Annotated in this window: 22 protein-coding genes, 1 tRNA gene and 1 other RNA gene; 12 read left to right on the top strand and 12 right to left on the bottom strand. The window is 45.1% G+C overall.

Going from position 1 to position 23,880, the window contains the following annotated elements; genetic code table 11:
* Positions 1 to 53 precede the first annotated feature (53 nt).
* Positions 54 to 959 (top strand): alpha/beta hydrolase, encoded by a 906-nt coding sequence (locus BM293_RS08425; RefSeq protein WP_093448420.1) that lies wholly within the window; start codon positions 54 to 56, stop codon positions 957 to 959.
* Positions 960 to 1,008: 49 nt separating this feature from the next.
* Positions 1,009 to 3,186, top strand: a complete 2,178-nt coding sequence (locus tag BM293_RS08420; RefSeq protein ID WP_234968953.1) for a bifunctional diguanylate cyclase/phosphodiesterase — start codon at positions 1,009 to 1,011, stop codon at positions 3,184 to 3,186.
* A gap of 16 nt (positions 3,187 to 3,202) precedes the next feature.
* Here the strand turns inward: BM293_RS08420 and mgtE (BM293_RS08415) are convergent, their stop codons facing one another.
* From mgtE (BM293_RS08415) to folB, 7 genes are all read right to left on the bottom strand, one after another.
* Entirely contained in the window at positions 3,203 to 4,603 is a 1,401-nt protein-coding gene (gene mgtE, locus BM293_RS08415; protein ID WP_093448416.1) for a magnesium transporter, read from the bottom strand.
* An 88-nt stretch (positions 4,604 to 4,691) separates the two neighbouring features.
* The gene (locus BM293_RS08410; protein WP_200770624.1) at positions 4,692 to 5,351 is read right to left on the bottom strand and encodes an MgtC/SapB family protein; all 660 of its coding nucleotides are present in this window, start codon (positions 5,349 to 5,351) and stop codon (positions 4,692 to 4,694) included.
* A gap of 138 nt (positions 5,352 to 5,489) precedes the next feature.
* Positions 5,490 to 6,848 (bottom strand): magnesium transporter, encoded by a 1,359-nt coding sequence (gene mgtE / locus BM293_RS08405; protein ID WP_093448414.1) that lies wholly within the window; start codon positions 6,846 to 6,848, stop codon positions 5,490 to 5,492.
* 116 nt (positions 6,849 to 6,964) lie between these two features.
* Complete coding sequence (locus BM293_RS08400; RefSeq protein ID WP_093448412.1) at positions 6,965 to 7,675, bottom strand: hypothetical protein; 711 nt, start codon at positions 7,673 to 7,675, stop codon at positions 6,965 to 6,967.
* 460 nt (positions 7,676 to 8,135) lie between these two features.
* Positions 8,136 to 8,903 carry an undecaprenyl-diphosphate phosphatase gene (locus BM293_RS08395; RefSeq protein WP_093448410.1) on the bottom strand — a complete coding sequence of 256 codons (768 nt, stop codon included), beginning with the start codon at positions 8,901 to 8,903 and terminating at the stop codon, positions 8,136 to 8,138.
* Between the two features lie 54 nt (positions 8,904 to 8,957).
* A complete protein-coding gene (locus tag BM293_RS08390; RefSeq protein ID WP_093448408.1) occupies positions 8,958 to 10,133 on the bottom strand; it encodes a class I SAM-dependent methyltransferase in 1,176 nt (391 codons plus the stop codon).
* A gap of 18 nt (positions 10,134 to 10,151) precedes the next feature.
* Complete coding sequence (gene folB / locus BM293_RS08385) at positions 10,152 to 10,529, bottom strand: dihydroneopterin aldolase (RefSeq protein ID WP_093448554.1); 378 nt, start codon at positions 10,527 to 10,529, stop codon at positions 10,152 to 10,154.
* Positions 10,530 to 10,592: 63 nt separating this feature from the next.
* Between folB and plsY the strand changes: the two genes are divergently transcribed.
* Positions 10,593 to 11,195: a glycerol-3-phosphate 1-O-acyltransferase PlsY gene (gene plsY / locus BM293_RS08380; protein WP_093448406.1), complete on the top strand. Its 603-nt coding sequence runs from the start codon at positions 10,593 to 10,595 to the stop codon at positions 11,193 to 11,195.
* Here the strand turns inward: plsY and tsaD are convergent.
* On the bottom strand, positions 11,179 to 12,249 hold the full coding sequence (gene tsaD / locus BM293_RS08375) for a tRNA (adenosine(37)-N6)-threonylcarbamoyltransferase complex transferase subunit TsaD (RefSeq protein ID WP_093448365.1): 1,071 nt from the start codon (positions 12,247 to 12,249) through the stop codon (positions 11,179 to 11,181). The two genes, plsY and tsaD, sit on opposite strands and share 17 nt — an antisense overlap.
* 181 nt (positions 12,250 to 12,430) lie before the next feature.
* On the opposite strand from tsaD, the gene rpsU reads away from it, so the two are divergent.
* From rpsU to BM293_RS08350, 5 genes are all read left to right on the top strand, one after another.
* A complete protein-coding gene (gene rpsU / locus BM293_RS08370) occupies positions 12,431 to 12,649 on the top strand; it encodes a 30S ribosomal protein S21 (RefSeq protein WP_006460960.1) in 219 nt (72 codons plus the stop codon).
* Positions 12,650 to 12,651: 2 nt separating this feature from the next.
* Complete coding sequence (locus BM293_RS08365; RefSeq protein WP_093448363.1) at positions 12,652 to 13,095, top strand: GatB/YqeY domain-containing protein; 444 nt, start codon at positions 12,652 to 12,654, stop codon at positions 13,093 to 13,095.
* Between the two features lie 77 nt (positions 13,096 to 13,172).
* Positions 13,173 to 14,975: a DNA primase gene (dnaG, locus tag BM293_RS08360; RefSeq protein ID WP_093448361.1), complete on the top strand. Its 1,803-nt coding sequence runs from the start codon at positions 13,173 to 13,175 to the stop codon at positions 14,973 to 14,975.
* A 162-nt stretch (positions 14,976 to 15,137) separates the two neighbouring features.
* Positions 15,138 to 16,925 carry an RNA polymerase sigma factor RpoD gene (rpoD, locus tag BM293_RS08355; protein ID WP_093448359.1) on the top strand — a complete coding sequence of 596 codons (1,788 nt, stop codon included), beginning with the start codon at positions 15,138 to 15,140 and terminating at the stop codon, positions 16,923 to 16,925.
* Positions 16,926 to 17,039: 114 nt separating this feature from the next.
* Positions 17,040 to 17,116, top strand: a tRNA-Ile gene (locus tag BM293_RS08350).
* 88 nt (positions 17,117 to 17,204) lie between these two features.
* Here the strand turns inward: BM293_RS08350 and BM293_RS08345 are convergent.
* On the bottom strand, positions 17,205 to 18,359 hold the full coding sequence (locus BM293_RS08345) for a cation diffusion facilitator family transporter (RefSeq protein WP_093448358.1): 1,155 nt from the start codon (positions 18,357 to 18,359) through the stop codon (positions 17,205 to 17,207).
* 299 nt (positions 18,360 to 18,658) lie between these two features.
* Between BM293_RS08345 and BM293_RS08340 the strand changes: the two genes are divergently transcribed.
* The gene (locus tag BM293_RS08340) at positions 18,659 to 19,036 is read left to right on the top strand and encodes a CidA/LrgA family protein (protein WP_093448356.1); all 378 of its coding nucleotides are present in this window, start codon (positions 18,659 to 18,661) and stop codon (positions 19,034 to 19,036) included.
* 1 nt (position 19,037) lies between these two features.
* Positions 19,038 to 19,751 carry an LrgB family protein gene (locus BM293_RS08335; protein WP_093448354.1) on the top strand — a complete coding sequence of 238 codons (714 nt, stop codon included), beginning with the start codon at positions 19,038 to 19,040 and terminating at the stop codon, positions 19,749 to 19,751.
* Here the strand turns inward: BM293_RS08335 and BM293_RS08330 are convergent, their stop codons facing one another.
* From BM293_RS08330 to BM293_RS08320, 3 genes are read right to left on the bottom strand one after another with little or no spacing between them, the layout of a single operon-like run.
* Complete coding sequence (locus BM293_RS08330) at positions 19,752 to 20,222, bottom strand: Dps family protein (protein WP_006460967.1); 471 nt, start codon at positions 20,220 to 20,222, stop codon at positions 19,752 to 19,754.
* A gap of 52 nt (positions 20,223 to 20,274) precedes the next feature.
* The gene (locus tag BM293_RS08325) at positions 20,275 to 20,655 is read right to left on the bottom strand and encodes a YraN family protein (RefSeq protein WP_093448352.1); all 381 of its coding nucleotides are present in this window, start codon (positions 20,653 to 20,655) and stop codon (positions 20,275 to 20,277) included.
* Positions 20,645 to 22,234: a penicillin-binding protein activator gene (locus BM293_RS08320; RefSeq protein WP_234968965.1), complete on the bottom strand. Its 1,590-nt coding sequence runs from the start codon at positions 22,232 to 22,234 to the stop codon at positions 20,645 to 20,647. The genes BM293_RS08325 and BM293_RS08320 overlap by 11 nt, the downstream gene beginning before the upstream one ends.
* Positions 22,235 to 22,298: 64 nt before the next feature.
* Here BM293_RS08320 and rsmI point away from each other — a divergent pair, with 64 nt between their 5' ends.
* Complete coding sequence (rsmI, locus tag BM293_RS08315) at positions 22,299 to 23,153, top strand: 16S rRNA (cytidine(1402)-2'-O)-methyltransferase (RefSeq protein WP_093448348.1); 855 nt, start codon at positions 22,299 to 22,301, stop codon at positions 23,151 to 23,153.
* Between the two features lie 32 nt (positions 23,154 to 23,185).
* Positions 23,186 to 23,580: RNase P RNA component class A (rnpB, locus tag BM293_RS08310), an RNA gene on the top strand.
* Positions 23,581 to 23,880: the final 300 nt, after the last annotated feature.

The raw sequence follows: 23,880 nt of genomic DNA, 5'->3' as shown, positions 1-23,880 counted from the left end.
TTTTGTCCATCCCTGCGGGATTTAATCTTCTGCAAGGGTGGTAGGTGGAAAAGATGTTTATTAGATCACTGCAGTTTTTTGTGCTGGTTATTGCGTTACTTATGGGTTCTAAGGTGGTAGCTAAAACAGTTACGCTAGAGTCTGAGCTAGGTTTTTTATTGCAAGCGCACTATGTGGCCGCAGAACCCGATGACAAAACCTTAGCGGTGTTAGTGCTGCACGGTTTTTTAACCAACAATGACTTTCATACCGTGCAGAGTCTGCTGAGCGGCTTAAACGATTTAGGCGTTGCAGGCCTAGCACCCAATCTTAGTTACGGTATCAATGCAAGACAAAGTTCCCGTAATTGCGATAGTTTACATACCCATACCCTTGAAGATCATCGCAATGAAATTAATTTGTGGATTGACTGGTTGACGCAGCAGGGCTATCAGAACATTATCTTACTCGGCCACTCAAGTGGCAGTCAGTATCTTACCTACAGCCATGCCACTGAACCGCATTCCGCCGTGGGCAAATTAATCTTAACCAGTATGTTTTACTTTGCAGGTGAAGATATAGGTACCCGATCAGCTGATCTTCGCGTGGCTCGGCATAGTTTAGTCAGCGGTAATCCTATTCCGTCAAAATTTAGCCTGATGTACTGTGATCAAGACTATTTTGCTACACCTGAAAGCTACCTGTCATATAAGCAGCTGACCAGAGAACAAACCTTGTCTTATTTGAAAATTGCGAGTGTGCCGGTAAGCATTGTTATGGGATCTGGTGATGAGATTTTGCACAAAATTGACCCAGGTTGGCTAGAGGCGCTCGACAATACTGGTGCCAAGGTGATAACAATAGAGGGCGCTAATCATTTTTTTTCGAGTTTACACGAGTTCGATTTGCAAGAAAACATTGCCATTATTATTCAATCTTTTCAGGATGATCTATCCCGTGGAGTAAAAGCAGATGATTAATGTCAGGCTGCCGAAAAATATAAAAGCAAAATGGCATATGTTGGTTTTTTTGTCCGTCTCATTGGGTGTCTATTTGTTGATGTTTGGCTATCTGTATTCAAGTGCCCAAAGCATTAAAACACAAACCACTGAGCAAATCGAGTTGTTGTCAGAACATGAAGTCAGGCAATATTTATCACAGTTTGTAGAGCAAGCACGAACCAACGCAGCGGCGATGGCCGAATGGGATGAAGTTCATCAGCAATTGAATCAATCTCGTTATTATTTTTTCTGGCGCAATCAGCGCGTAACGAACTCACCTTATTGGCGCAACTATTTCAATGATTTTGAGTTGTATTCAGCGAAAGGTTCATTGCTGTTTATGAAAGGCCCTAATGATCCTGTTTCGCCTTATCTTGCCGAGCAAATTGCCGACCCAATGTCTGTGTTTCAGTTTGATCGTGATGATATTCACTTGCGTATTTTTTTACCTGTTATGCAAAGAAACGGTTCTGAGGTCAGTGGTTATATTGGATTAAGTTTCAACTTTATGAAATGGCTGCAGCAGCGTCAGCAATTCCAATACATTGACAAGGCTTCATTGCATCCGGCATCAGTTGTCGAAGGTGATTTAGTCGCTTCTAATTACGTCCTAGCCAGTCCAGGCGAGTATTTAACCTATCAAACGATAACAAGTCCTGTCGATAATTTACTTTGGGCGTTAATACAAGATTTTATTTTTTATGTCTTGGTATATGCCGTTGTAGTAGCCATTCTATTTGTAGCATTTTTTAGATTTAGCCTCATTAACCCCCTTTTTCATTTAACGCAATATTTGGCGGAGTTAAAAAAACGCCCCAATGCCATGATTCGCCCCAACAGGCATTATTTGGTGGCAGAGTTTGAACAATTGCAAGAATCGTTATTTAAATATAACCAAGCTCTGCATATTACTAAGCAAGAGCTAAGAGATCAGCACAATTATTACTCGAAACAGACCCGTATTGATGCCTTATCAGGCTTGTTGAATAGGTTTGCGTTTGACGAGTTAATGCAAGAGCTGGCCGAATCGAGCCATTCAAATAACCGCACGGTGGGTTTTATACTTGTTGATTGTGATTACTTTAAAGCAATTAATGATACCTATGGTTTAGAAGTGGGCGATCGAGTGATCCAAATGGCCGCGCAAACCATGACAGATACCTTGCCTGATCATGCTACTATTTTTAGAATGGGCGGGGATGAATTTGCGGCCATTTTAAATATTGATACGGCAGAAAGTTTGAAGTCAATGGCGGCTACATTACTTGAAACCTTAAATAGGCAGCCTTTTAAAGAGCTTGGTATTCAAGAACGAGTCAGTTTTAGTGTGGGTTTGAGTATTAGCGCCCAAGTTCAAACCCTGCAGCACTTGTTAAAAAATGCTGATATTGCCCTGTACCAAGCAAAACACTCGTTACACGACAAAGTACAGCTTTTTGTGGCTGATGAGTTATCAGCTGCACATACCTTAATGTCTAATAAACAGATTGGAGTGATTGTTCATGCGTTGCAAACAGGTGAGGGTATTGAAATGCATGTGCAGCCTGTTGTTGACCTTGATGAACGCATCCACTATTTTGAGGCGTTAATTAGAATCCGCAAGGACGGTGTGCTCATATTTCCGGGTGATATTTTTAATGTTGTTAATCACCGTCATTTGGATGTTGACCTAGATAAACAGGTTATTAAAGCTGTGACTCAACTTTTTGTTGATGGTCTAGTTAACAAAGGTCTTGGGCTATCTTTCAATCTATCACCCCACTCATTGCTGCAGTTGAACTTGGAAAGAGAATTAGCTGAGTTAGCAAGCTTTACCCAAGATTACAAAATTATTGTTGAGATCACTGAAACTAGTTTGGTGCAAAACATGGAGTTGGTGACTTTAAAGCTTAATGCATTGCGTGAGATTGGCTTTTTGGTCGCGCTGGATGACTTCGGAAGTGGTTATTCTTCAATTCGGTATCTTGCTAACATGCCTGTTGACATTGTTAAGTTTGATATGACGCTCACTAGAGCGCTGGAGTTGGATGAAAAAACTAGAGGGATTGTTCAAGCAACTGCTAAGATGATTCGAGAAGCAGGTTACCAGTTAGTGATGGAGGGGATTGAAACCCCCTCCCAGTTTACGGCTGCACAACAAGCTGGCGCGACTGCTTTTCAGGGCTACTTGTTTGGTAAGCCGCTGCCGTTGCCCCGGGGTGATTAATCCGCTACTTGCCTAATTAAACAGGCGGGCTAGTGGGTAATATGGCCACCGCGATACTGAAGTAAATAAGAATTCCAACAATATCGGCCATCGACGTAATTAATGGTGCGCTGGCTGTAGCTGGGTCAATTTTGAGCTTGGAAAGTAAAAATGGCAAACTCATACCCATCAAACTGCCGACAATAACTACGGCAACCATCGATAGCGCAACGACTGCGGCTAAATCCCAGCCGCCACGCCAATAGCCAATTGAAGCTATGGCAATACCCATTGTGATACCCAGTGCCGCTGCAACACTGACTTCTTTTATAATTAAGCGTCCCCAGTCTCGCAAAGCAACATCCCCTGTGGCCAATGACCGTACCATCAAGGTGGAGGCTTGTGAGCCAGCGTTACCGGAGCTGCCGATAATCAGCGGTAAAAAGAACACGAGCGCCACGACGGCGGCAATGGTGTCTTCAAATGTGGCAATAGCCAGACCGGCAAAAACATTGACAAACACTAATAGTAATAACCAGCCAATACGTTTGCGATAGAGCAATACGGGGCTAGCTTCGCTAATATTAAAGTTTATTACGCCGACCGAGCCCATTTTATGGAAGTCTTCGGTAGTTTCGGCTTCGGCGATGTCGAGAATGTCATCAATGGTGACCACACCGACTAAAACTTGATCACCATCAACTACGGGTAAGGAGTTCAAGTCATAGTGCTGCATTGTTTCAACGGCTTTCTCTTGATCTTCTCGCGCGTGTATGTATATGACACGATTATCCATTAATTCTGCAACAGGGGTGTTCTGGTCAACTGCTAATGCCAATTCACGAATATGAATGGAGTCCGCCAGCCTGTTGTCATCATCCAACACAAATAATGTACTTAAGCGCCCATTATCCTTGCGGATGGTTCTAAGGTAGCTGAGTGCCTGCTGAACGGTCCAGTTTTGTTTAATTGCCACATAGTCAGGTCGCATTAGACGCCCGACACTTTCAGTAGGATAACCTAACAGTAGTTTAACTTCGAGCAGCTTGTCGCGAGGCAAGCGAGCAGTTAATTCTTGTACTATCTCCGCTGGTAGCTCGTCAAGGAAGGCGGCACGGTCATCCGGCTCCATGTTTTTAACAAGGTGAAGCGCGTCCTCATCACTTAAATTATTAATTAAGTCTTCTTTAAGGTCTTGGTTAAGGTAGGCAAAAACTTCAGTAGCGGTTTTACGTGGCAGGGTGCGAAAAAATAACGCTTTGGTTTGTTTAGGCATGCCCTCAAGCAGTTCTGCCGTGTCTTGAACTTCGATTTCGGTAATGCACTGGCGAACCGCATCGAATTTGCGTTCCGCCAAAAGTGTATTGAGATCGTTAAGTCGATCTATGAAAAGGGACTGTTTGTTGTAGTCCGGATCATAATCCCAAGGGTAGGTCATAGGTGCCCTTTATTAAATTAAAATTTTTGATTTATACGCAAAGTATAACAGACAAAAATTTAGGACCTTATCAAACCCAACAGATTAATTACTCAGACGTACTTGCAGACCAGAATACTTGGGTGGTAAAAGGTGAGCGCTTTAGACGATCAATGACCTTATCAAAGTCGTCGCCATCAATCGACTGAGACACCAGCTTGGCTTCAATTTCAACTTCATGTTCACCAAAGGCATTAATTTCGACATCCTGGAAGGGGTAGTTAGCTTTTTCAAGTACAATTTCCATTAGATCATAGGCTTCATTTTGGCGTTCTTTGGGCGCGATTACCACTAATGTGCTGGTTACTTCTGTGTCAAGTGTATCCAAAGGTTGGCGGTTAATGTGGTTCACTATCGGGCGCATCACCGTATTGGCTGAAAGCACAAACAGTGCACCTAAGCAGGCTTCTAAAATTAACCCGGCCCCCGCTGCTGCACCGACCGCACCCAAAAAGCCAATGCCGGACACAACATAAGCAATGACATGAACGGCTCCATGGTTACCACCATAAATGCCGTGCAACCGTGCGGCCATATCGACAAAAAGAGCTGCACCAACCGCGACGAGAATGTTGGTACGTAAGCCGGCAGTACGTTGGCGAACTTGGCGTTCATAGCCAATAATGCTGCCCAATACGAAAGCCGTGCTTAGGCTAACTAAGGTGCTAGCAAACAGCATGAGATCAAGGTATTCGTAAGCTTTAATCATGTTGGCACTCCTTATTTATTATTATCGAGCGTTTATATGACAGGTATTTGACAAAAGGGACGGCGCTGTCAAAACGCCATCCCCTTTGTTAAATACTGACCACCAGGCCTGGTGGTCAATTTGTCTTAAGGTTATAAATTAAACATCAGTTGGCATATCGAGCATCATCACTGCGATTGAGAAGAAGATGATCACACCCACGCCATCGGCAATGGTAGTAATTAAGGGTGCTGATGCCGCCGCCGGGTCGAGCTTAAAACGTGACAAAATAAACGGCAAACTCATGCCAATCACACTACCTACAATAACAATCGCTACCATTGACATGGATACCACCAAGGCAATTTCATAACCACCACGGAAAATACCTAATGTGGCTACCGCAAGTCCCATTGATAATCCCAGTAGCAGTGCAACACTAAACTCACGTCCTAGCATCGAGAACCAGTCTTTAAGTATGACATCACCGGTTGCTAGTGCGCGAACCATCAAGGTTGAAGACTGGGCGCCGGCGTTACCGCCACTGTCAATAAGTAGCGGCAAGAAGAATACCAAGGCCACATAAGCTAAAATGGCGTCTTCAAAATGAGCAATACCCGCCCCGGAAAAAATATTGCCAAATACTAATAGCACCAGCCAAAATACGCGCTTTTTGTAAAGCAAGCCGACGGTCGCTTCCTTCATGGAAATGTTTTTTAACGCCATCGTACCGCCACCTTTGTGGAAGTCCTCAGTCGCTTCTTCTTCGCTGACATCCATCGCATCGTCAACGGTCACAATGCCAATTAATTTATTGCCGCCGTTAGTCACCGGAATCGCGAGTAGGTCATAGCGGCTAATTAAATTAGCCGTTTGTTCGCATGGCCATTCTGCTTTGGCGTAGACGACCTCTGTCTTCATAATATTTTCAATCGCGGCACTCTCGTCTGCCATTATGAGATCACGCAATGAAAGGGCGCCTTCCAATTGGCGATTGGGGTTAACCACATAAATAGTGTAAATAGTCTCTTTATTAGGTGCTTGGGCACGAACGCGTTGCAACGCATCGCGGACACTAATACCAGCAGGGACTGAAACATAGTCGCTGGTGGTGATGGAGCCGGTTGTTCCTTCGGCGTAGGAGGCCATTTTTAAGATGTCCTCTCTTTCCTTTTTAGCCATGCCTTGCATCACTTGAACGCGGCGGCCGTCAGGCATCCGGTTGTAAATATCAACCCGGTCATCAGATGGCATATGGGTAAATAGTTCGGCTATTTCTTCAAGCTCCATATAGTGAAGCAATAGGTCTTGCAGACTCGGCGAAAAGTGACTAAATAATACGGCGCGAGGTGCGCTAGGTAGTTTACGTAACAAGCCAAGGTTAAACTCGGCTTTCGCATTGTCCATCATTTCAGCGAGATCAGTGCTCGGGGTATTGCGCACTAGACGGGCAAGCGCTTTATCGTCGCCAGCTTGAATAAGGTCATTAATTTGATAAAAAAGTTCTTCGCGGACCATAGTGTTCTCCAGTATCTTGTTTATTTTTGCCAAGGCACTGGATAACATTATGTTGTTGCGTGATCAGTGCCTTGGCTTGGTTTCAGGAGGAGGGGTGGACAATTCTTGTCTCCTATTTATTTCAACCAGCTTGCGGTTTCATAGACAAAACCTAAGCGGACATAATTGGTTTCATTATTAGCGTCTTTTAAGCTGTCGCCATAGCTGATATCCAGTTGCCATTTGTCGGTGACATTAAAGGCTGCACCGAACTGATAACCGCGCTCTTCAAGATCACCGCTTTCAGTATTGCCAAAAGCTTCAACATAACCGCGCACAGAATCGGTGAAATGGTATTCCGTACCTATACCCCAAAGCGCAAAGTCTTTTTCTTGAATTTGGTCACGGCTGAGTCCAACATTTAGGTGTAAATCCAACTGGTCATTTAAAAGATTGAATGTAATCGGCGCGACTAATGTATAAACGGCTTGATCCTGTTCAATTTTGTCGGCAAAGACCACGCCCAGGCTCAGTGCGACCGCCCAACCGTCTTGTTCGGTAAGCATAGTTTTGGCATTCAGGCCGTACAGGTTGAAGTCGTCTGCATCATCAAAGTTAGCGCGTCCTAGCGCAAAGCCCAGTTCCCAATGACCATTAAAGTTACAAGCCGGTGCAACCCAAATTTCATTCGCTTTAGAATAGTTATCTACCCAAGCTTCAACATGGCAAGATTTGTGGTCTAAGATGCCCGCATCATCGACGTTCATCGGTGAACCAGCAAAAGCCGTGATTGGAGCAGCAAGCAGCGTTGCTAGGGTAAGTTTTTTTAGCTTGAAACGTGTTTTCATAACACGGTCTCCATGGTTTTGGGAGACTTTAGTGGCGTATTGTCGATTAAGTGTTTTACATGGTTACATATACCCAAGCCTGCTTGCAGTAAGCAGGCTTGGGTAGGCTATGCACATACGCCATCGCACCGAATTGTAATTTAACAATAGGTGTACGAAACTCAAAAAGTCAGGCAGATTTAGGTTAAATAATTAGCCTAAAGCTACACATACCCTTTCATGGCGTTGTATTTTAATTTTGAGCAAAACAATGATTGTCGGAAGACGATGATTTGATTTGCTTGTACCGCACAGGTGACAAGCAAACTAACAGGATGCGAGACCTAAGCGGGATTATTTAAAATAGGTTGTAAGCAACAACTGTCACCAGAACTACTGTCCACTAAAGGATCTCCATTGGTTGAAAAACTGTGCAAACTATAAAAGGGATAATTTGGTTTGTCAAGCTTGTCATGACGCGCTACACAAACCAAATCAATAACGCGCTCCCAAGCAGAATACGGTAGATACCGAAGGCACGAAAGGTGAAGTGTTGTAAAAATTTTAAAAATAATTTAATCGATAGCCAAGCGACCAGAAAAGAAACAATGAACCCAACTATTAAAGGCGTGAAGCTGGTTTGTGCAAAGGCATCATAGTGTTTCAGCAGGGAATAGCCGGACGTAGCCGTTAGCACTGGCAGCGCCAGTAAGAAAGAAAACTCTGCCGAGGTTTTGCGATCTAGCCCGGTTAGCATGCCGCCAATAATGGTCGCACCGGCGCGACTGGTGCCGGGGATCAGCGCAAAAATTTGTGCAAAACCAACCCATAGGGTTTGTTTATAGGTCAGTTGATCGAGATTGCGCACGGTATGCTGGCTTTCTTTGTAAAAATGCTCGACTACTAAAAAGATCACCCCACCGATAATAAACATCCAGGCGACCGTGGCGACATTAAACAGGGCTTCAATCGAATCGGCAAATAAAAACCCTATCGAGGCGATGGGTAGAAACGCAATAAATACCTTGATCCATAGCCGATACTGGCTGGGATGAAAGCGTTCGGCATAGGTGGCAAATACCGCCAAAATCGCCGCTAATTGGATAATAATTTTAAAGGCCGTATTGTGGTCGTCTTGGTTTAAGCCCATGAGTTCGGCGGCGACAATTAGGTGGCCGGTCGATGAAATCGGTAAAAACTCGGTGAGACCTTCAATAATACCGAGAACAATAGCGTGAAAAATATCCATAGGGGGTGTCTTACTAAATTAGTGGGTTTAAATTTGCATAATCATAGCATTTGCTTAGAGCTGATGGCGTAAATCTCGCTGTTGAAAACCCATTAGTGGGGTATCAAAATGTTTGCTTAAGGCCATGACTTTAAAGCTTTCACCCATTTCATCGGGTAGAGTCAGGCGTTTGATTTGTTGCGAAAGTTGCAGTTGAGCGACGACGTCTTGATCTTGCAGCAAGCTAAACTCCAATAACCCGGTACTCATTAAAAAGTGGGCTTGAGTGGTATAGCCAGCCACTTTGAAATTAGCTGCATAAGCCGCTTCCGCCACCGCCGTAAAGTCAACATGGGCGGTGATATCTTGCAGGCCGGGGTGCCAAAACGGGTTATTGTGGGCGCGTTGTTGATAGTGACAACGAAGTGTACCCATATAGCGAGCGGACTGCCAAAGCTCTTTACGTGGATAACCATAATCTACCAATAATAGCATTCCTTGGTTAAGCAGCTTGTCAAGGCTCATTAACCAAGGCTGTATATTAAGATTAATTTCAGCATGATAGCCACGGACCGGTGGTTCACCAATCGCCTGCTGTAAACGATTAGCGATTTTTTGCAGTTTGTGATCAATGATGGGTTGATAGGCCCAGCTAAATTGTTGTTGCGCATCATCCCAGGTTACAGAGGCTTGGAGTTGCTGATCAGGTTCAAGCCGAATGCGTTCAAAAGGCATGGCATCGAGTACCTCATTTGCCAAGATAACGCCATTAAAGGGTTGTTTAGGAAGTTGGTCAAGCCAGATGACTTTATTACGCAGCTTTGCTGGCAGGCTGCTAAGTGTCTCTGTTTGCTGCGCTCTTAGTGCGGCACTGACTTCTAGTATGTAGTAGTGGTTAAATTGGTCGGCATGGTTGGCGAGGTGGAGTAGGATGTCTTTAGCCATGGTGCCTCGTCCCGCACCAAACTCTAGAATATGCCCATCGTCCATTTGATTTAAAACTTGCCAGGCCTGGTTGGCGAGGCATTTTGAGAAGAGCGGGCTTATTTCCGGTGCGGTGGTAAAGTCGCCACCGGCTCCGATTTTGGGTAAGCCGTTAGCATAGTAACCCAGTGATGGCGTATACAGAGCCATCTGCATAAAATTGGCAAAAGACGGATTGCCGTGTCGTTGAATTCGGCGACGAATGTACTGGGTCAATTCGTTGCTTAAAGCGAGCGCATCGCTATCGGGTGTGGGAAGTCCGTTCATAGTTGATTTCATTTAAATTTAATTGCGCCAACGGGTGACCTGTAAGCCAACTTGTTGACTAGCGGCCACCGCATGAGGTTTAGCAAGGGTAAGTTCGATGCCTTGGATTAACGGAAAGTCGCTCAGCAGATGGGTAAGAATATCGTGCGCCAGCGTTTCAATCAGTCGATGCGCTTTAGTTTGGCAGTGCTGTTCGATGGCGCTGGCGACGGCTGCGTAATCAATCGAATCCTCTAGTTGGGCCGAATTAAAAACCGGCGTAAAGTCACAATAGAGCTTTAAGCTGAACACCAAAGGTTGGGGTTGCACCTGTTCCCAAGCATGGATGCCTATTAGGGTGTTGATGCGAAGGTTATCGATAAAGATGTAATCTGAAGGCGGTGATGACCTGTTCATGTTTAATAAATTTTTCATTAAAAAGCTATAATAGCTCGCAGTTTATCGAATATCGGAGGCGTTGTGGAAGTAATTTTTGGCTTGCTATTGGTGGCAGCTTATTTATTAGGCTCGGTTTCAAGCGCCATTATTGTGTGTCGCATCATGGGGTTGGGTGATCCACGAGAAGCGGGGTCGGGCAATCCGGGTGCAACGAATGTATTACGTATTGGGGGTGAAAAAGGTAAGCGTGCCGCAGGAATAACGCTTGCCGGTGATATGCTAAAAGGTGTGGTGCCCGTACTGCTAGCCCATGCGTTAGGCTTTGAACCTTTGTGGGTGATCTTGGTTGGGGTGGCCGCATTTTTGGGGCATTTGTACCCGGTTTTTTTCCAGTTTAAAGGTGGCAAGGGTGTCGCCACCTTTATTGGAGTGATGCTTGCGCTGCATTTTTGGGCAGGCCTGCTGGTGGCGGCAACCTGGTTGTTTATCGCCAAGGGTTTAAAAATTTCGTCGCTGTCCGCGCTGATTGCCAGTCTGCTTGCTCCGGTTTATCTTTACTTTTTAACTGGTGAGCTGAGTTGGGTGTGGCTAACCCTTGCGATGACCTTGTTATTATTCTGGCGTCATCGCAGTAATATTGGTCGTTTAATTCGTGGTGAAGAAACCTTTAAGCGTTCGCCCTAGTTGGCATAGGTGATTCAAGCTGATCAAGCGGCCAGCGTGCTTTAGCTGAAAAATTGAGTGATGGGTTCTGTTGACCAGCTTGCAAGCGCATGGCACCGGCAAAGGCAATCATCGCTGCGTTATCGGTACAAAACTCGAGTCGGGGAAAGAAGGCTTCGCCACCACGTTGTGCCATGAGTTCGGTTAGGCTGGCACGGATAGCGCGATTTGCGCTGACGCCACCCGATACCACCAATCGATTCATGCCTGTTGCAATGAGGGCGCGTTTGCATTTTACGGTGAGGGTGTCTGCAACCGCCAGTTCAAAGGCGCGGCAGATATCTGCACGTGTTTGATCGTTATCATCCCCTTGTTTAACTGCGTTTTGCCAGGTGTTAAGGCTAAAGGTTTTTAGGCCGCTAAAGCTCATATCTAAACCTGGGCGATCTAGCATCGGACGCGGGAAATGATAGCGGTCAGGGTCGCCGCTGAGTGCCAGCTTCGATACAATCGGACCGCCCGGGTAACCTAGGCCTAGCATTTTAGCGGTTTTGTCGAAGGCTTCGCCGGCGGCATCGTCAAGCGTATCGCCAAGTAATTCGTACTGACCGATATTATCAACGCGAATAATTTGGCTGTGCCCGCCTGAAACAAGTAGCGCAATAAATGGAAAGGCGGGTGGGTTTGGTTCGAGCATGGGCGCTAATAGGTGGCCTTCCATATGGTGAACACCCAGAGCAGGAACATTCCAGGCATAGGCTAAACTGGCTGCAATGGCAGAACCGGACAATAGGGCTCCCATAAGACCTGGTCCCTGTGTGTAGGCGATAGCATCAATTTTGACAGCTTGGTTTTGTTTCTGGGTCACCTCGTTAAGTAGTTGTTTGACCAGCGGGATGATTTTACGAATATGGTCACGTGAAGCCAGTTCGGGCACAACGCCGCCGTAAACTTGATGAAGCTCAACTTGGCTAAATAAGTGATGACCTAGCAGGCCTGCTTGCGTGTCATATATCGCAACGGCAGATTCATCACAGGAGCTTTCTATGCCAAGAACAGTTAAAGAGCGCGTCATGGGTGATCCTTTCAAACCAAGGTTGTTTAATGGGTTTGTTTGCTGAGTGAATAAATTTGGCTAGATTTTAACAAAAATATTTGCAAATAGGCTTGGGCAAAATTATAATCTTGCACTTTAATATTGACCGCACTGAGTCAAGTACCCAGAATTTTCCTATTTAATTTAAAGAAGAAGCTTTATGCCAATTGTAAAAGTTAGAGATACAGAACCTTTTGACGTGGCACTACGTCGTTTTAAGCGCGCTTGTGAAAAAGCGGGTGTGTTGACTGAATCACGTAAGCGTGAATATTATGAGAAGCCGACTTGGGCTAAAAAGCGTATGAAAGCAGCCGCTGTTAAACGTCTTGCTAAGCGTTTATCTCGTGAACGTCGCCGTCTAAATGGACGTCCATTTTAAATATGGACTACAAGGCCAAGTTGACCGCAGAAATGAAGCGTTGCATGAAAGCGGGCGAGAAGTCACGCTTGTTAGTGGTTAGAACACTACTTGCAGCGATCAAACAGCAAGAAGTTGATCAGCAAACCACCTTGAATGATGAGCAAATACTTGCTGTGCTCGATAAGGCTTCGAAGCAACGTAAAGAGTCTATCGCGCAGTTTGAAGTAGCTGGACGTGCAGATTTGGTAGAAAACGAAGCATCCGAGCTAGCTGTCATTCAAGAGTTTATGCCGCAGCCGCTTTCAGATAATGAGGTTGCAGCTATGATTGAGCAGGCATTCAGTGAAGTTGAACCAAGTGGAATGCAGGACATGGGCAAGGTGATGGCTGTTCTAAAGCCCTTGATGCAAGGTCGTGCTGACATGGCAAGTGTGAGTAAGCAAATTAAAGCTAAACTCGGATAGACGTAACTTACGCTGTTTAACGCGCTAAACCTGCTTTGTGCAGGTTTTTTTGTTATTAAGAGCAAAAGAGGCTGTCAATGCAAATTCAAGGGGTTATCCCGCGTGATTTTATTGACCAGTTACTGGCCCGCGTCAATTTAGTTGATGTTGTTAACGCACGTGTGCCACTTAAAAAAGCGGGTGCGACCTACAAGGCCTGTTGTCCGTTCCATCAAGAAAAAACGCCTTCCTTTAACGTTAATCCGAATAAGCAGTTTTATCATTGTTTTGGTTGTGGGGCACACGGAGATGCAATAACCTTCCTAGTCGAGCATGACGGTTTAACATTTGTTGAAGCGGTTGAAGTGCTGGCACAGCAAGTGGGCATGACGGTACCGCGAAAAAAAATGTCCAGGGCTGAGCAAAAAGTACAGCAGCAGCGAGTTGAACGCGAACGTGATCTATATGATATTTCACATGATGTGGCTAAGTTTTATCGTCGACAGCTTCGTGATCATAGTGATTCCGCGCAAGCAAAAACCTATTTACGTCAACGTGGTTTAACACCGGAAGTTGCCAAGCGTTTTATCATTGGCTTTGCGCCTCCTGGTTGGGCGTCACTCATAAAAGGCTTGCAAGCGAACAGTCGCGTATCTAAGCAGCTTATAGAGTTAGGATTGTTAGTAGAGAAGCAGCCTGGTAATAGCTATGATCGTTTTCGGCACCGTATTATGTTTCCTATTCGTAACGGTAAAGGGCAAGTTATTGCATTTGGTGGGCGTGTGTTGCGTTCGGAGGATCAACCCAAATACCTTAACTCGCCTGAAAGCCCAATTTTTCATAAAAGTGATACCTTGTATGGGCTTTATGAGTGGCGACAAAGCCGTGATCAGTCCGACTATTTAATCGTGGTTGAGGGTTATATGGATGTGGTGGCTTTGGCACAGCATGGCGTTAATAATGCCGTGGCAACCCTTGGCACGGCTATTACGGAATCCCACTGTCAGTTATTATTTCGGCAGGTTGATGAGTTGGTGTTTTGCTTTGATGGCGATAAGGCTGGTTTAGCCGCGGCATGGAAAGCGTTGGAATTAGTATTGCCGCAAATAGGTGGGCAACGGTCAGTCAAATTTTTGTTTTTAGATGAGGGTGAGGATCCTGATTCAGCCGTACGCAAACTGGGCGAGCAGGGTTTTCGACAGCAGGTTGCCCAGGCTTTGCCACTATCTGATTTTTTTGTACAGCATTTACTTAATAAGCTGAGTGTTTCCGTGGATTATCCGGAAGGTCGCCAGCAGTTAGTGGCTTTGGCTCAGCCTTATATTTTGCGCGCAACAGCGCTTTATCAGTATTTTTTGATTGAACTCTTAGCAAGCCAGGTCGGGCTGCCGGTTTGGCGTCTGGAGCGCCAATTAGGCCTAAAACCTATGCATGCAGCTAAGCGGGACGATTCTGCTAAACAGGACCGCTTTCATGCCCAAGCTGGGCAAAAAAAACTTGTTAAACCGAAGATGTCCTTGGCAAGGTTTTTGGTGCGTATTTTGCTAGATAGGCCGGAGTGGGCAGCGCAGCTGGCGTTGTTATTAACCCCTTTGTTACCGGTGTCTAATCAACAAGACGCCAGGATGTTATTAGCCTTGTTAGCGTGCTATCAATTACCAGCCGATCAGCAAAATGATGCTTTTGAAAAGTTTAATCACGACTATGCGCAGCAACTTGATTACATTCAGAGGCAACCCTTGCCAGATGCAGAAGCAGAAGTAAAAACCATGTTTCAAGATATGGCGATTCGTTTAGCTGATGAGTTGGAGGTGGTGCTATTGCGTCAAAAGGTGCACCAAGGTGAAACAATTGAAGATTTGCAGGCTTTTCTAACGGACCGTAAAAATAGGTTTATGTAGTCGTTTATTTATGGTTAGGTTAAAAACAATGACCCTGCTTTATGTTTGCATAAGCAATGGCTAGGTCTTTTTGGTATAATTATCGGTTATTTTTTGGGCGTAAGGGAATAGCTGTGTTGATTGGCTAGGGTCGACCCCTTTTATCGTTATTTTGAGGCAAACATGACAAAATTAGAGAGAAAGCAGCAATTAATTGATCTTATCGAGAGAGCGAAGGACTTAGGCTACTTAACCTACGCCGATGTTAATGACGTTTTGCCAGACGATATTGAAGAAGATCAATTAAGCCAAGTGTTGACTATCTTGGGTGACTTTGGGATTCCGTTATTTGAAACAGCGCCAGAAGAAGATGAGTTGATCACCAAAGAGGGGGGCGCATTTGATGAGGCTGCTGCTGAAGCTGCTATCTTGGCGCTTGCCGAAGTTGACTCGGAATTTGGTCGTACTACGGATCCAGTCCGGATGTACATGCGCGAAATGGGATCTGTTGAGTTGCTCACTCGAAAAGGTGAAATTGACATCGCTAAACGCATTGAATCCAATATTCGTGACATGTTGGATTCCTTGTCAAAATACCCAATGTGTGCAGAGAAGATCCTCAAAGCCTTTCAAAGAATGGATGATGGCGAAGGTAAACTGGCTGACGTTATCCAGGGTTTTATTGACCCAAATGACCTAGAAGAGGTTGAGGTTGAAGACCTAAGTGCTGACTCGGATAATAACTCTGAACCAAAAGACGATACGATTGATCAGGCGTTGATTGATGCGTTCTTAGCTGATCTAGAAAAATTACACCGTGATGCGATTAAAGCTGAAGATACACATGGCTCTAGTGATCCAAAGGCTAAGAAAAAGCGTCAGCTGGTGGTAGATCATTTGCGCACAGTTAAGTTGGTGCCGATTTTCACCAATGGCGTTATTCGAGGGATTAAATTAAAAATCGCGCAGATTCGTGAGCAAGAGCGCATTATTGTTAATGCCGTTGTACGTAAAGTAAAAATACCGCGCAAAGCCTTTGTCGAATTGTTTGTTAATAATGAGACGAATGCTGAGTTGATGGATATGCTATTGGCAGATTATCCAGATAAAGCGGCGTTGCTTGAAGAGGTGCGTCAGGATGTGAAGCGCGCGCAAAAGCGCTTAGCCTTGATTGAGAAATCAGAAAAAATGTCCATCAGTTATTATAAAAAAGTCTATAAAGACTTGAGTAAATCTGAAAGCCAGGCACGTGCTGCCAAGCGAGAAATGATTGAAGCTAATTTGCGATTGGTTATCTCGATTGCCAAAAAATATACTAACCGCGGCTTGCAGTTCCTTGATCTGATTCAAGAAGGTAATATTGGCTTGATGAAAGCCGTTGATAAGTTCGAATACCGTCGTGGTTATAAGTTCTCGACCTATGCAACCTGGTGGATTCGTCAAGCAATTACCCGTTCAATCGCTGACCAAGCGCGGACTATTCGTATTCCAGTGCACATGATTGAAACCATTAATAAACTTAATCGTATCCAGCGTCAGTTATTGCAAAAAATGGGGCGCGAACCGACCCCGGAAGAGCTGGCTGAAGAAATGGAAATGCCAGAAGATAAAATCCGTAAGGTGATGAAAATTGCCAAAGAACCCATTTCGATGGAGACACCGATAGGTGATGATGAGGATTCTTCTTTAGGTGATTTTATTGAGGATTCTAACATCTTATCGCCCTCAGATTCGGCTGATCAAGAAGGTATGGGTGAGACTGTTCGGGAAATGTTAAGTACCTTAACCCCACGAGAGGCAAAAGTATTGCGGATGCGTTTTGGTTTGGGTATGAATACCGATCACACGCTTGAAGAAGTGGGTAAGCAGTTTGATGTAACCCGTGAACGTATCCGCCAAATAGAAGCAAAAGCACTGCGTAAGTTACGCCATCCAAGTCGTGCCGAACGGTTGCGCAGTTTCCTGGATTAATTGCGAGATCGTTGGTATTTCAACGAGATCGTTGGTATTTCAAGATAAAGCCGCTATAATACGCCTTCGTTTTTGCATCAAGCATAATGAAGGTATAATCCACACTTCCTTTCAGGGCCCCTAGCTCAGTTGGTTAGAGCACACGACTCATAATCGTTAGGTCCCCGGTTCGAGCCCGGGGGGGCCCACCATTTAAATCCCTTTAATTTCAATTACTTATGAATGTCGTTCAGATTGGCTTTGTAAGGCCGAAATTCTCAAGATAACGTATAGATAACGCTAAGATAACGGCATATCAATGCGTTTTAGTATCTCTACCGATGCGATCCATTCGATAAATCGAACAGCGTCTTGCAATGAGGTTAGGATAGTTTGATTGTCAAAAGGTGCGTGTTCATTTACATGCACAACCAGGTTGACCTGTCCTGAAAGATAATGAATGTCGAAGTCGAGGATCCAGGGCTTGATGGCAAGATTTTCCCAGTGAATCTTAAGGAGTCTTTCAATTTCGGGGCGAAGAGGCAGGCCTGGTTGTAGGCTTGGATCGCCCAAGCCCGCATCATCTTCCGGATCGATATGAAAGGTAAGGTCGGTGATTTCAGGAAACTGCTTACGTAGGCGTCGACTGGCTTCATTACCAATTTCATGGCCTTCGGAAATGCTAATTCGAGGTGAGACGACAATATGCACATCGACCATGGTTCGTCCAGCCGCTTGGCGTGTTCTAAGGTCATGCACACCTAATACACCCGGTACGTGTGCCGCAGTACGGCGCATTTTTTGTTGTGTCTTTTCGGGTAGTGCGGTATCGACCAACTCCTTGCTGGCATCCCACAATAAGCTGATACCAATTTTGCCAATCATGATGCCTACGATGATGGCGGCAAGGGTATCCAGCCAACCGTATCCGAATTGTGACCCTACCAAAGCGATTAAAACAATAGCCGTTGAAAATACATCAGTACGAGAGTGCCAAGCATTGGCTTCAAGAAGTTTAGAATTTATTCGTTTGGCAACACGCATGGTGATGTGATAAAGCCATTCCTTGGCGACGAGTGCAATGGCAGCAACAGCCATGGCCCAGTATCCCGGTGGTGGGATCTCGGTGGCACTGACCAGACGATGAATACTGGCTAGTGCGATTGCGGCTGCAACCACAATTAAGATGCTCGCTAAGAATAAGGTCGCAAGCGTTTCAATGCGGCCGTGTCCATAAGGATGGTCGTGGTCTGGGTGTTGACTGCCGTAATGCGTTGCTACATAAACAAAGCCATCGGTGAGTAAGTCGGAGAGGGAGTGAATGCCGTCAGCAATTAAGGCCGCGGAACTAACAAGTGCACCAGTGATGATTTTTGCAAAGCCAATTATGCCGTCTACAAAAGCCGCTATTAAGGTAATTCGTTTGGCTGCCTTGGCACGATGGGTTGGATTCATGAGTTTGTTCCAGCTAGACACGCATTATGATTCGTTAAATCTGATGCAAATGTTACCGTAAAAGAGTGTGAGTTTATAGCAATTGAGAACTTTTATTATTTAGCTGCATGTAGTAATAAGTTTAGGAGGGTGTTCATTTAAAAATGCTATCGGGTTATCTATCCGTTAATATTTATTTAGACATGGCTCATTTTTAAATTAATGCGATTAAGCACTTATAACGCACGCTACTATATTCTCTTGCTTAATTTTGAGTCTTTTCGCTACACTAATCAGAATTCATTGTAGCGATCGAGGTCATGGTGGGATTTTCTTTTTTAGGGTTAATAACTGTATTGTTGGTTTATCAGCTTATTGGTGAACTTATTGTATTGGCATTTGATTGGCCAGTGCCGGGCCCTGTGATTGGCATGTTTTTGTTGTTAATGACCTTATTGCTGCGCCAGGCCTGGTCGCCGTATTTAGTGGAGCCTGCACAGCAGTTTTTACGCTATTTGTCATTGTTTTTTGTGCCTGCCGGTGTAGGGGTGATGGTGCACCTCACGCGTATCGGCGAAGAGTGGTTATCGATTCTTGTGGCCTTAGTAATAAGTACTCTTGTCAGTCTAGTCGTCACCGCTTGGGTGATGTTGGGTTTAGCTAAGCTTTTGCAAAAAGCTAAGCTAGGAGTCAAATAGCATGGATGCGTTCAATGATATTTGGGTTTACCTAGCGGCTAGCCCTTTGTTTGGATTAGTGCTCACGCTGGTTGTTTTTCAAGCAGCCTATGCCCTGTATAGTCGCATCCATTATAATCCCATGCTTAATCCGGTAGCCATAAGTGTGTTGGTGATTATCACGGTGTTGTGGTTGTCGGATATGTCTTATGAGCATTATTTTGAAGGCGCGCAATTCATTCATTTCTTGTTAGGGCCGGCTACGGTCGCCCTCGCTATTCCGCTCTATCAGCATTGGGCAACGCTACGTAGTTTATGGATTCCAATTTTGTTTGCAACTAGTGTTGGATTAGTTGCGGCCGGATTGAGTGCGTTTTGGATTGCGCAGTGGCTAGGAGCGAGTATGGAAACACTCTTGTCTTTAGTTCCCAAGTCGGTTACAGCACCAGTGGCAATGGGTATTGCTGAAAAAAATGGTGGCCTTGCAACGCTTACCGCCGCTTTTGTAGTGATTACCGGTGTATTAGGCGCCATGCTTGGCCCTTGGGTTTTTAAACTGATGAGACTAAAAGACGATCGTGTAGCAGGTATTGCGATGGGGGTGACTGCGCACGGATTAGGCACAGCGAAGTCGTTTCAAATTAGTGTGCAGATGGGGGCATTCTCAGGTTTAGCCATGGCTTTGTCCGCGTTCATCGCGGCCATTATTTTGCCATGGCTGATGGCGAGTTTATAGTTATTTAGCAATTAAGCTGCGCAGCATCCAGGCTGTTTTTTCATGCACTTGCATACGTTGTGTTAGCAGATCAAGCGTAGGTTCATCATTAGCGGCATCGGCAATTTTAACAACTTCTCGAGCGGTTTTTACTACAGCTTCTTGGCCAGCAATGAGGTTGCGAATCATGGTATCCGCATCAGGCGTGTCTTGTTCCTCTTGGATTTGACTAAGTTGGTTAAAACGCTGAAACGAACCTGGTGCAAACTCGCCCAATGAGCGAATGCGTTCAGCAATTTCATCAACAGCGGTAAATAGTTCGGTATATTGTTGTTCAAACATCATGTGCAGGCTATTGAACATAGGCCCTGTAACATTCCAGTGGTAATTGTGTGTCTTTAAGAACAATACATAAGAGTCTGCAAGCAGGCGAGATAAACCGGCAGCGATATCTTTACGCGTTGTTTCATCAATACCAATATTGATTTCCATGATCCTTTCCTTTGAATTCTGTCGTTAAAAGTTTAGGGTAGCAGAGCAAAGCTTACCAAGCAACAATAGCATTTTTTAGCCAGCCTGGTTCTTCATTTCCTAAAAAATATACGACGTCAAAGCGCATGGGCTGGTTTTGTAGATGGGGATGGTGCTGCAAAAAAACGCGAGCGGCTTTAAGGAGGCGTTGCTGTTTGGTGCGTGTGATGGTTTCGAGAGGATGGCCGTGCGTTGCTTCATCTCGAAAGCGGACTTCTACAAATACCAAGTGGTCTTCTAACCAAAAAACTAAATCGAGTTCACCGCCTTTATAGGTGACGTTTTTTGCGAGTAATTGACCGCCTTGTTGGCTTAGATAATCAGCGGCAAGTTGCTCGTATTCTTGCCCTAGTGCGCGTTTAGTTTTTGCTAGCGGTGGCGCACTAGTCTTCATTGCTAGTTGGGTTGGTTGTAAAGGTAGGCTGTGTGATTAGCTCCAGTAATTCACGTTTGTTTTGCTGGCGGTCGCGAGGGTGGGTGGGTGCCGCTAGGCCAGTAAAATTTGCAAATGGCATTAAATTAACGGCATTATCAGCGATGTATATTTGGCCACGTTGATTATACGCCAGCATGGCTAGGGTGCGTTCCATTAGCCCGGTATTCTGACGACGAAGCTGACCGGTTGCCCCATTAAGCGCAAGTCCAGCTTTGAGTTCTGGCGCATACTGGGTAATTAAAAACGCATCCCAACCCAAGGCCTCAATAGGGCTGCCGATGAGTTCTGGAGCGAGTGCGCCAGGGTAGCTTAGAAAATTAATATTCTTTAGGTCAGGTTCTCGGTGGTCAGTCATAAACCTTGTTGGCATAAGCGTGTCTGTTGCATACAGAGGGATATGGGTTTGAAAGAAATCGAGCTGCGGTTGAATGTTTGCTAGATACTCGCGATCGCCTAATAGTAGGAGTACATCTAGGTCTGATCGGTGACGTGGAAAGAATGCTAGATTATGGCCAATAGTTCGTTGTAAAAAGTTTGCTCTTATTTGACTTTGGTCATTTTGAAGTGCGCGACTTAACTCATCACGAAGGTTGCGTTGGTTTTGCTCAAAGCTAAGTGGAATGACACGATTAAGAGGGGTTGTTAGCCAGATTTCGTCAATCGAGGCAAGTGAATTTTGTGCGCTGGGTTGGTTGGCATATAAAACTGCTAGATTACGGTAATTTTTCGTGCTTATTTGTTGCAGTAGCTGTTCGGTTGCATTGGGGGTTTGAAGTTGTAGTTGCCATGCATGGGGTGCATTTGGTGCGGTATTTAAAAAAATCAACCTATCGTCAGCGATAGCGCTGAGTTTATCAATATTGTTACGGTCATACGGGCCTATAACCCAGTCAACTTGGGCTTCTTGTGTCGCTTTATAGGCTTCAATCGGTGAACTGTAGTCTTCAAGGTTAAAAAATAACAGTTGATCGCGTTGCTGAGTTTGCCAATAAGCCGCTAGAATGCCAGCTCGAATTTGATTGGATAGCGTGGCTGTTCGCTCGTCAGAAGGCAATAAAATAGCAATGCGTCGAGGTTGACTCATGTTGCTGCGTAGTAATTTTATGAGATGTTGCGTGGGTGAATGCTCGGCATAAATACTAGCCGTATCTTGTAACCAGGCATTTTGCCAGGGCATGGCTAACTGATGTGTTTCTGCTAAGCTAGACCAAGCTTGATAGCGAAATACTTGAGTATCATGCCAAAATTTTGAGGGAATCGCGTTTAACTGTTGATAGGTTTCTAGTAACAAACTTTCTTGTTGTGAGGGATTAGAGATTAACAGTAAGGTCTCTGTGGTATCGAGATAGTCGGGCCAGTTCTGGGTGGCAAGAGCTTGTTGGCGCTGTTCAATGAGCGTAGGGGTTTCGATTGGGCTATCAGGAGCTGTTACAATGACCGGCGGTTCGGGAGCACTCGCTGGCTCGGGTTGCAAGGGCGTGGGTGCGCATGCGCTAAGTAGAAGCAAGGACACAGCGCTGGCTAGCAGGACAAGCATTTTCACAGGTTAATCAACTTATATATTGGTTTTGTAAATAGTAGCAATAAGGCTTCAATTATATATGGAAATATTGGAAAAAGGCACACTTTACGTGGTCGCCACGCCGCTGGGGAATTTAGCGGATATGAGTTCGCGGGCGTTAGCAGTGCTGCAGCAGGCAGATTGGATTGCGGCGGAAGATACGCGACACTCGCAAAAGTTGCTCAGTCATTTTGGCATTTCTAATCGCTTGATAAGTTTGCATAATTATAACGAACAAGCGCGTGTCGAAATGTTGCAGGCGGGTCTTGCCAGGGGTGAGGTGGGTGCGCTGATATCGGATGCGGGTACACCGCTGATTAGTGACCCGGGTTATCATCTGGTAAATCAATTGCGTCAAGCAGGCCTGCAAGTAAGACCTATTCCTGGACCTAGCGCCTTGATTGCGGCGTTATCTGTGTCCGGTATTGCAACAGATCGATTTTATTTTGAAGGGTTTTTGCCAGCCAAGTCTGCAAAGCGATTGGCGCGTTTAGTTGAGTTAAGTCTTCAGCAGGCTACCTTGGTGTTTTATGAAGCGCCGCATCGTTTGTTGGCCTGTTTGGCTGATTTGAGAGTCGCAATGGGCGATGAACGCTTGGTTTGTGTTGCACGAGAGATGACCAAGCAGTATGAAGAGTTTCCTCAGGGCTCCCTTGCGCATGTAGAGAATTATTTTATTCAGCATCCTGATAAAATTCGAGGCGAGCTCGTTATCGTCCTTGCGGGTGCACAGGTCTTGGCTATAGATGACCAGGCCTGGCAGTCATTGGTGCAGGCCATGCTTGAGCAGCAGGTCAGTGTTAAAACGGTTGCTGAGGTAGTATCTGCGCATTATCAAGTGGCTAAAAAAACGGTTTATCAATGGGCACAGGCCTGTAAAAATGAAATGCACTAGACAATTACCATAATTTAGATTAAGGTGCGCACCAAGTGAGTTGGACGATCGCGGAATGCCCAGCATTCGGAGGAAAGTCCGGGCACCATAGAGCAGAATGCCAGTTAACGACTGGGCGGTGTGAGCCGACGGAAAGTGCAGCAGAGAGTAGACCGCCGATGGCGCTTGGCGCACAGGTAAGGGTGAAAGGGTGAGGTAAGAGCTCACCGCGCAGCTGGTAACAGTGTGTGGCATGGTAAACCCCATTCGGTGCAAGACCAAATAGGAAAACAGGTTAAGTTTTAGCTTAACGCAGTGTGGCTCGCACTGGTTTTCGGGTAGGTTGCTTGAGGGAAGTAGTGATACTTCTCCTAGATGAATGATCGTCACCCTAAGCATGCTTCGGCTGTTTAGGGAACAGAACCCGGCTTATAGACTCACTTAAATTCTATTAAGGCATAAAATCTATCTTCTTAGCTTATCTTGTGTTTGTTTTTATTGATTGCAATATATATTGTGGTTTCTGATCTTCTTGTGTCCAGTAGTATTTCTAAAATAAAAACAGCCTCTTAAGACTGTATTTTAATTCTAATTTTATATTTCACATCTAACTATTTGTTTTTAATTGATATTTTGTTCTTTGTGTCGCAGGTGAAGTTAATGCACCTGTTGCGCTAAGTTGTTGTCATTGTTAACAAAATAGTCTTTTAAAAACGCCATCACGCCTTGACACTACTAGGTATAAAGC

Source organism: Thiomicrospira sp. ALE5, from assembly GCF_900112445.1.
GTDB lineage: Bacteria > Pseudomonadota > Gammaproteobacteria > Thiomicrospirales > Thiomicrospiraceae > Thiomicrospira.
Note: the sequence above shows the minus strand (reverse complement) of the source record. Positions and strands in the feature narration are given on the sequence as shown.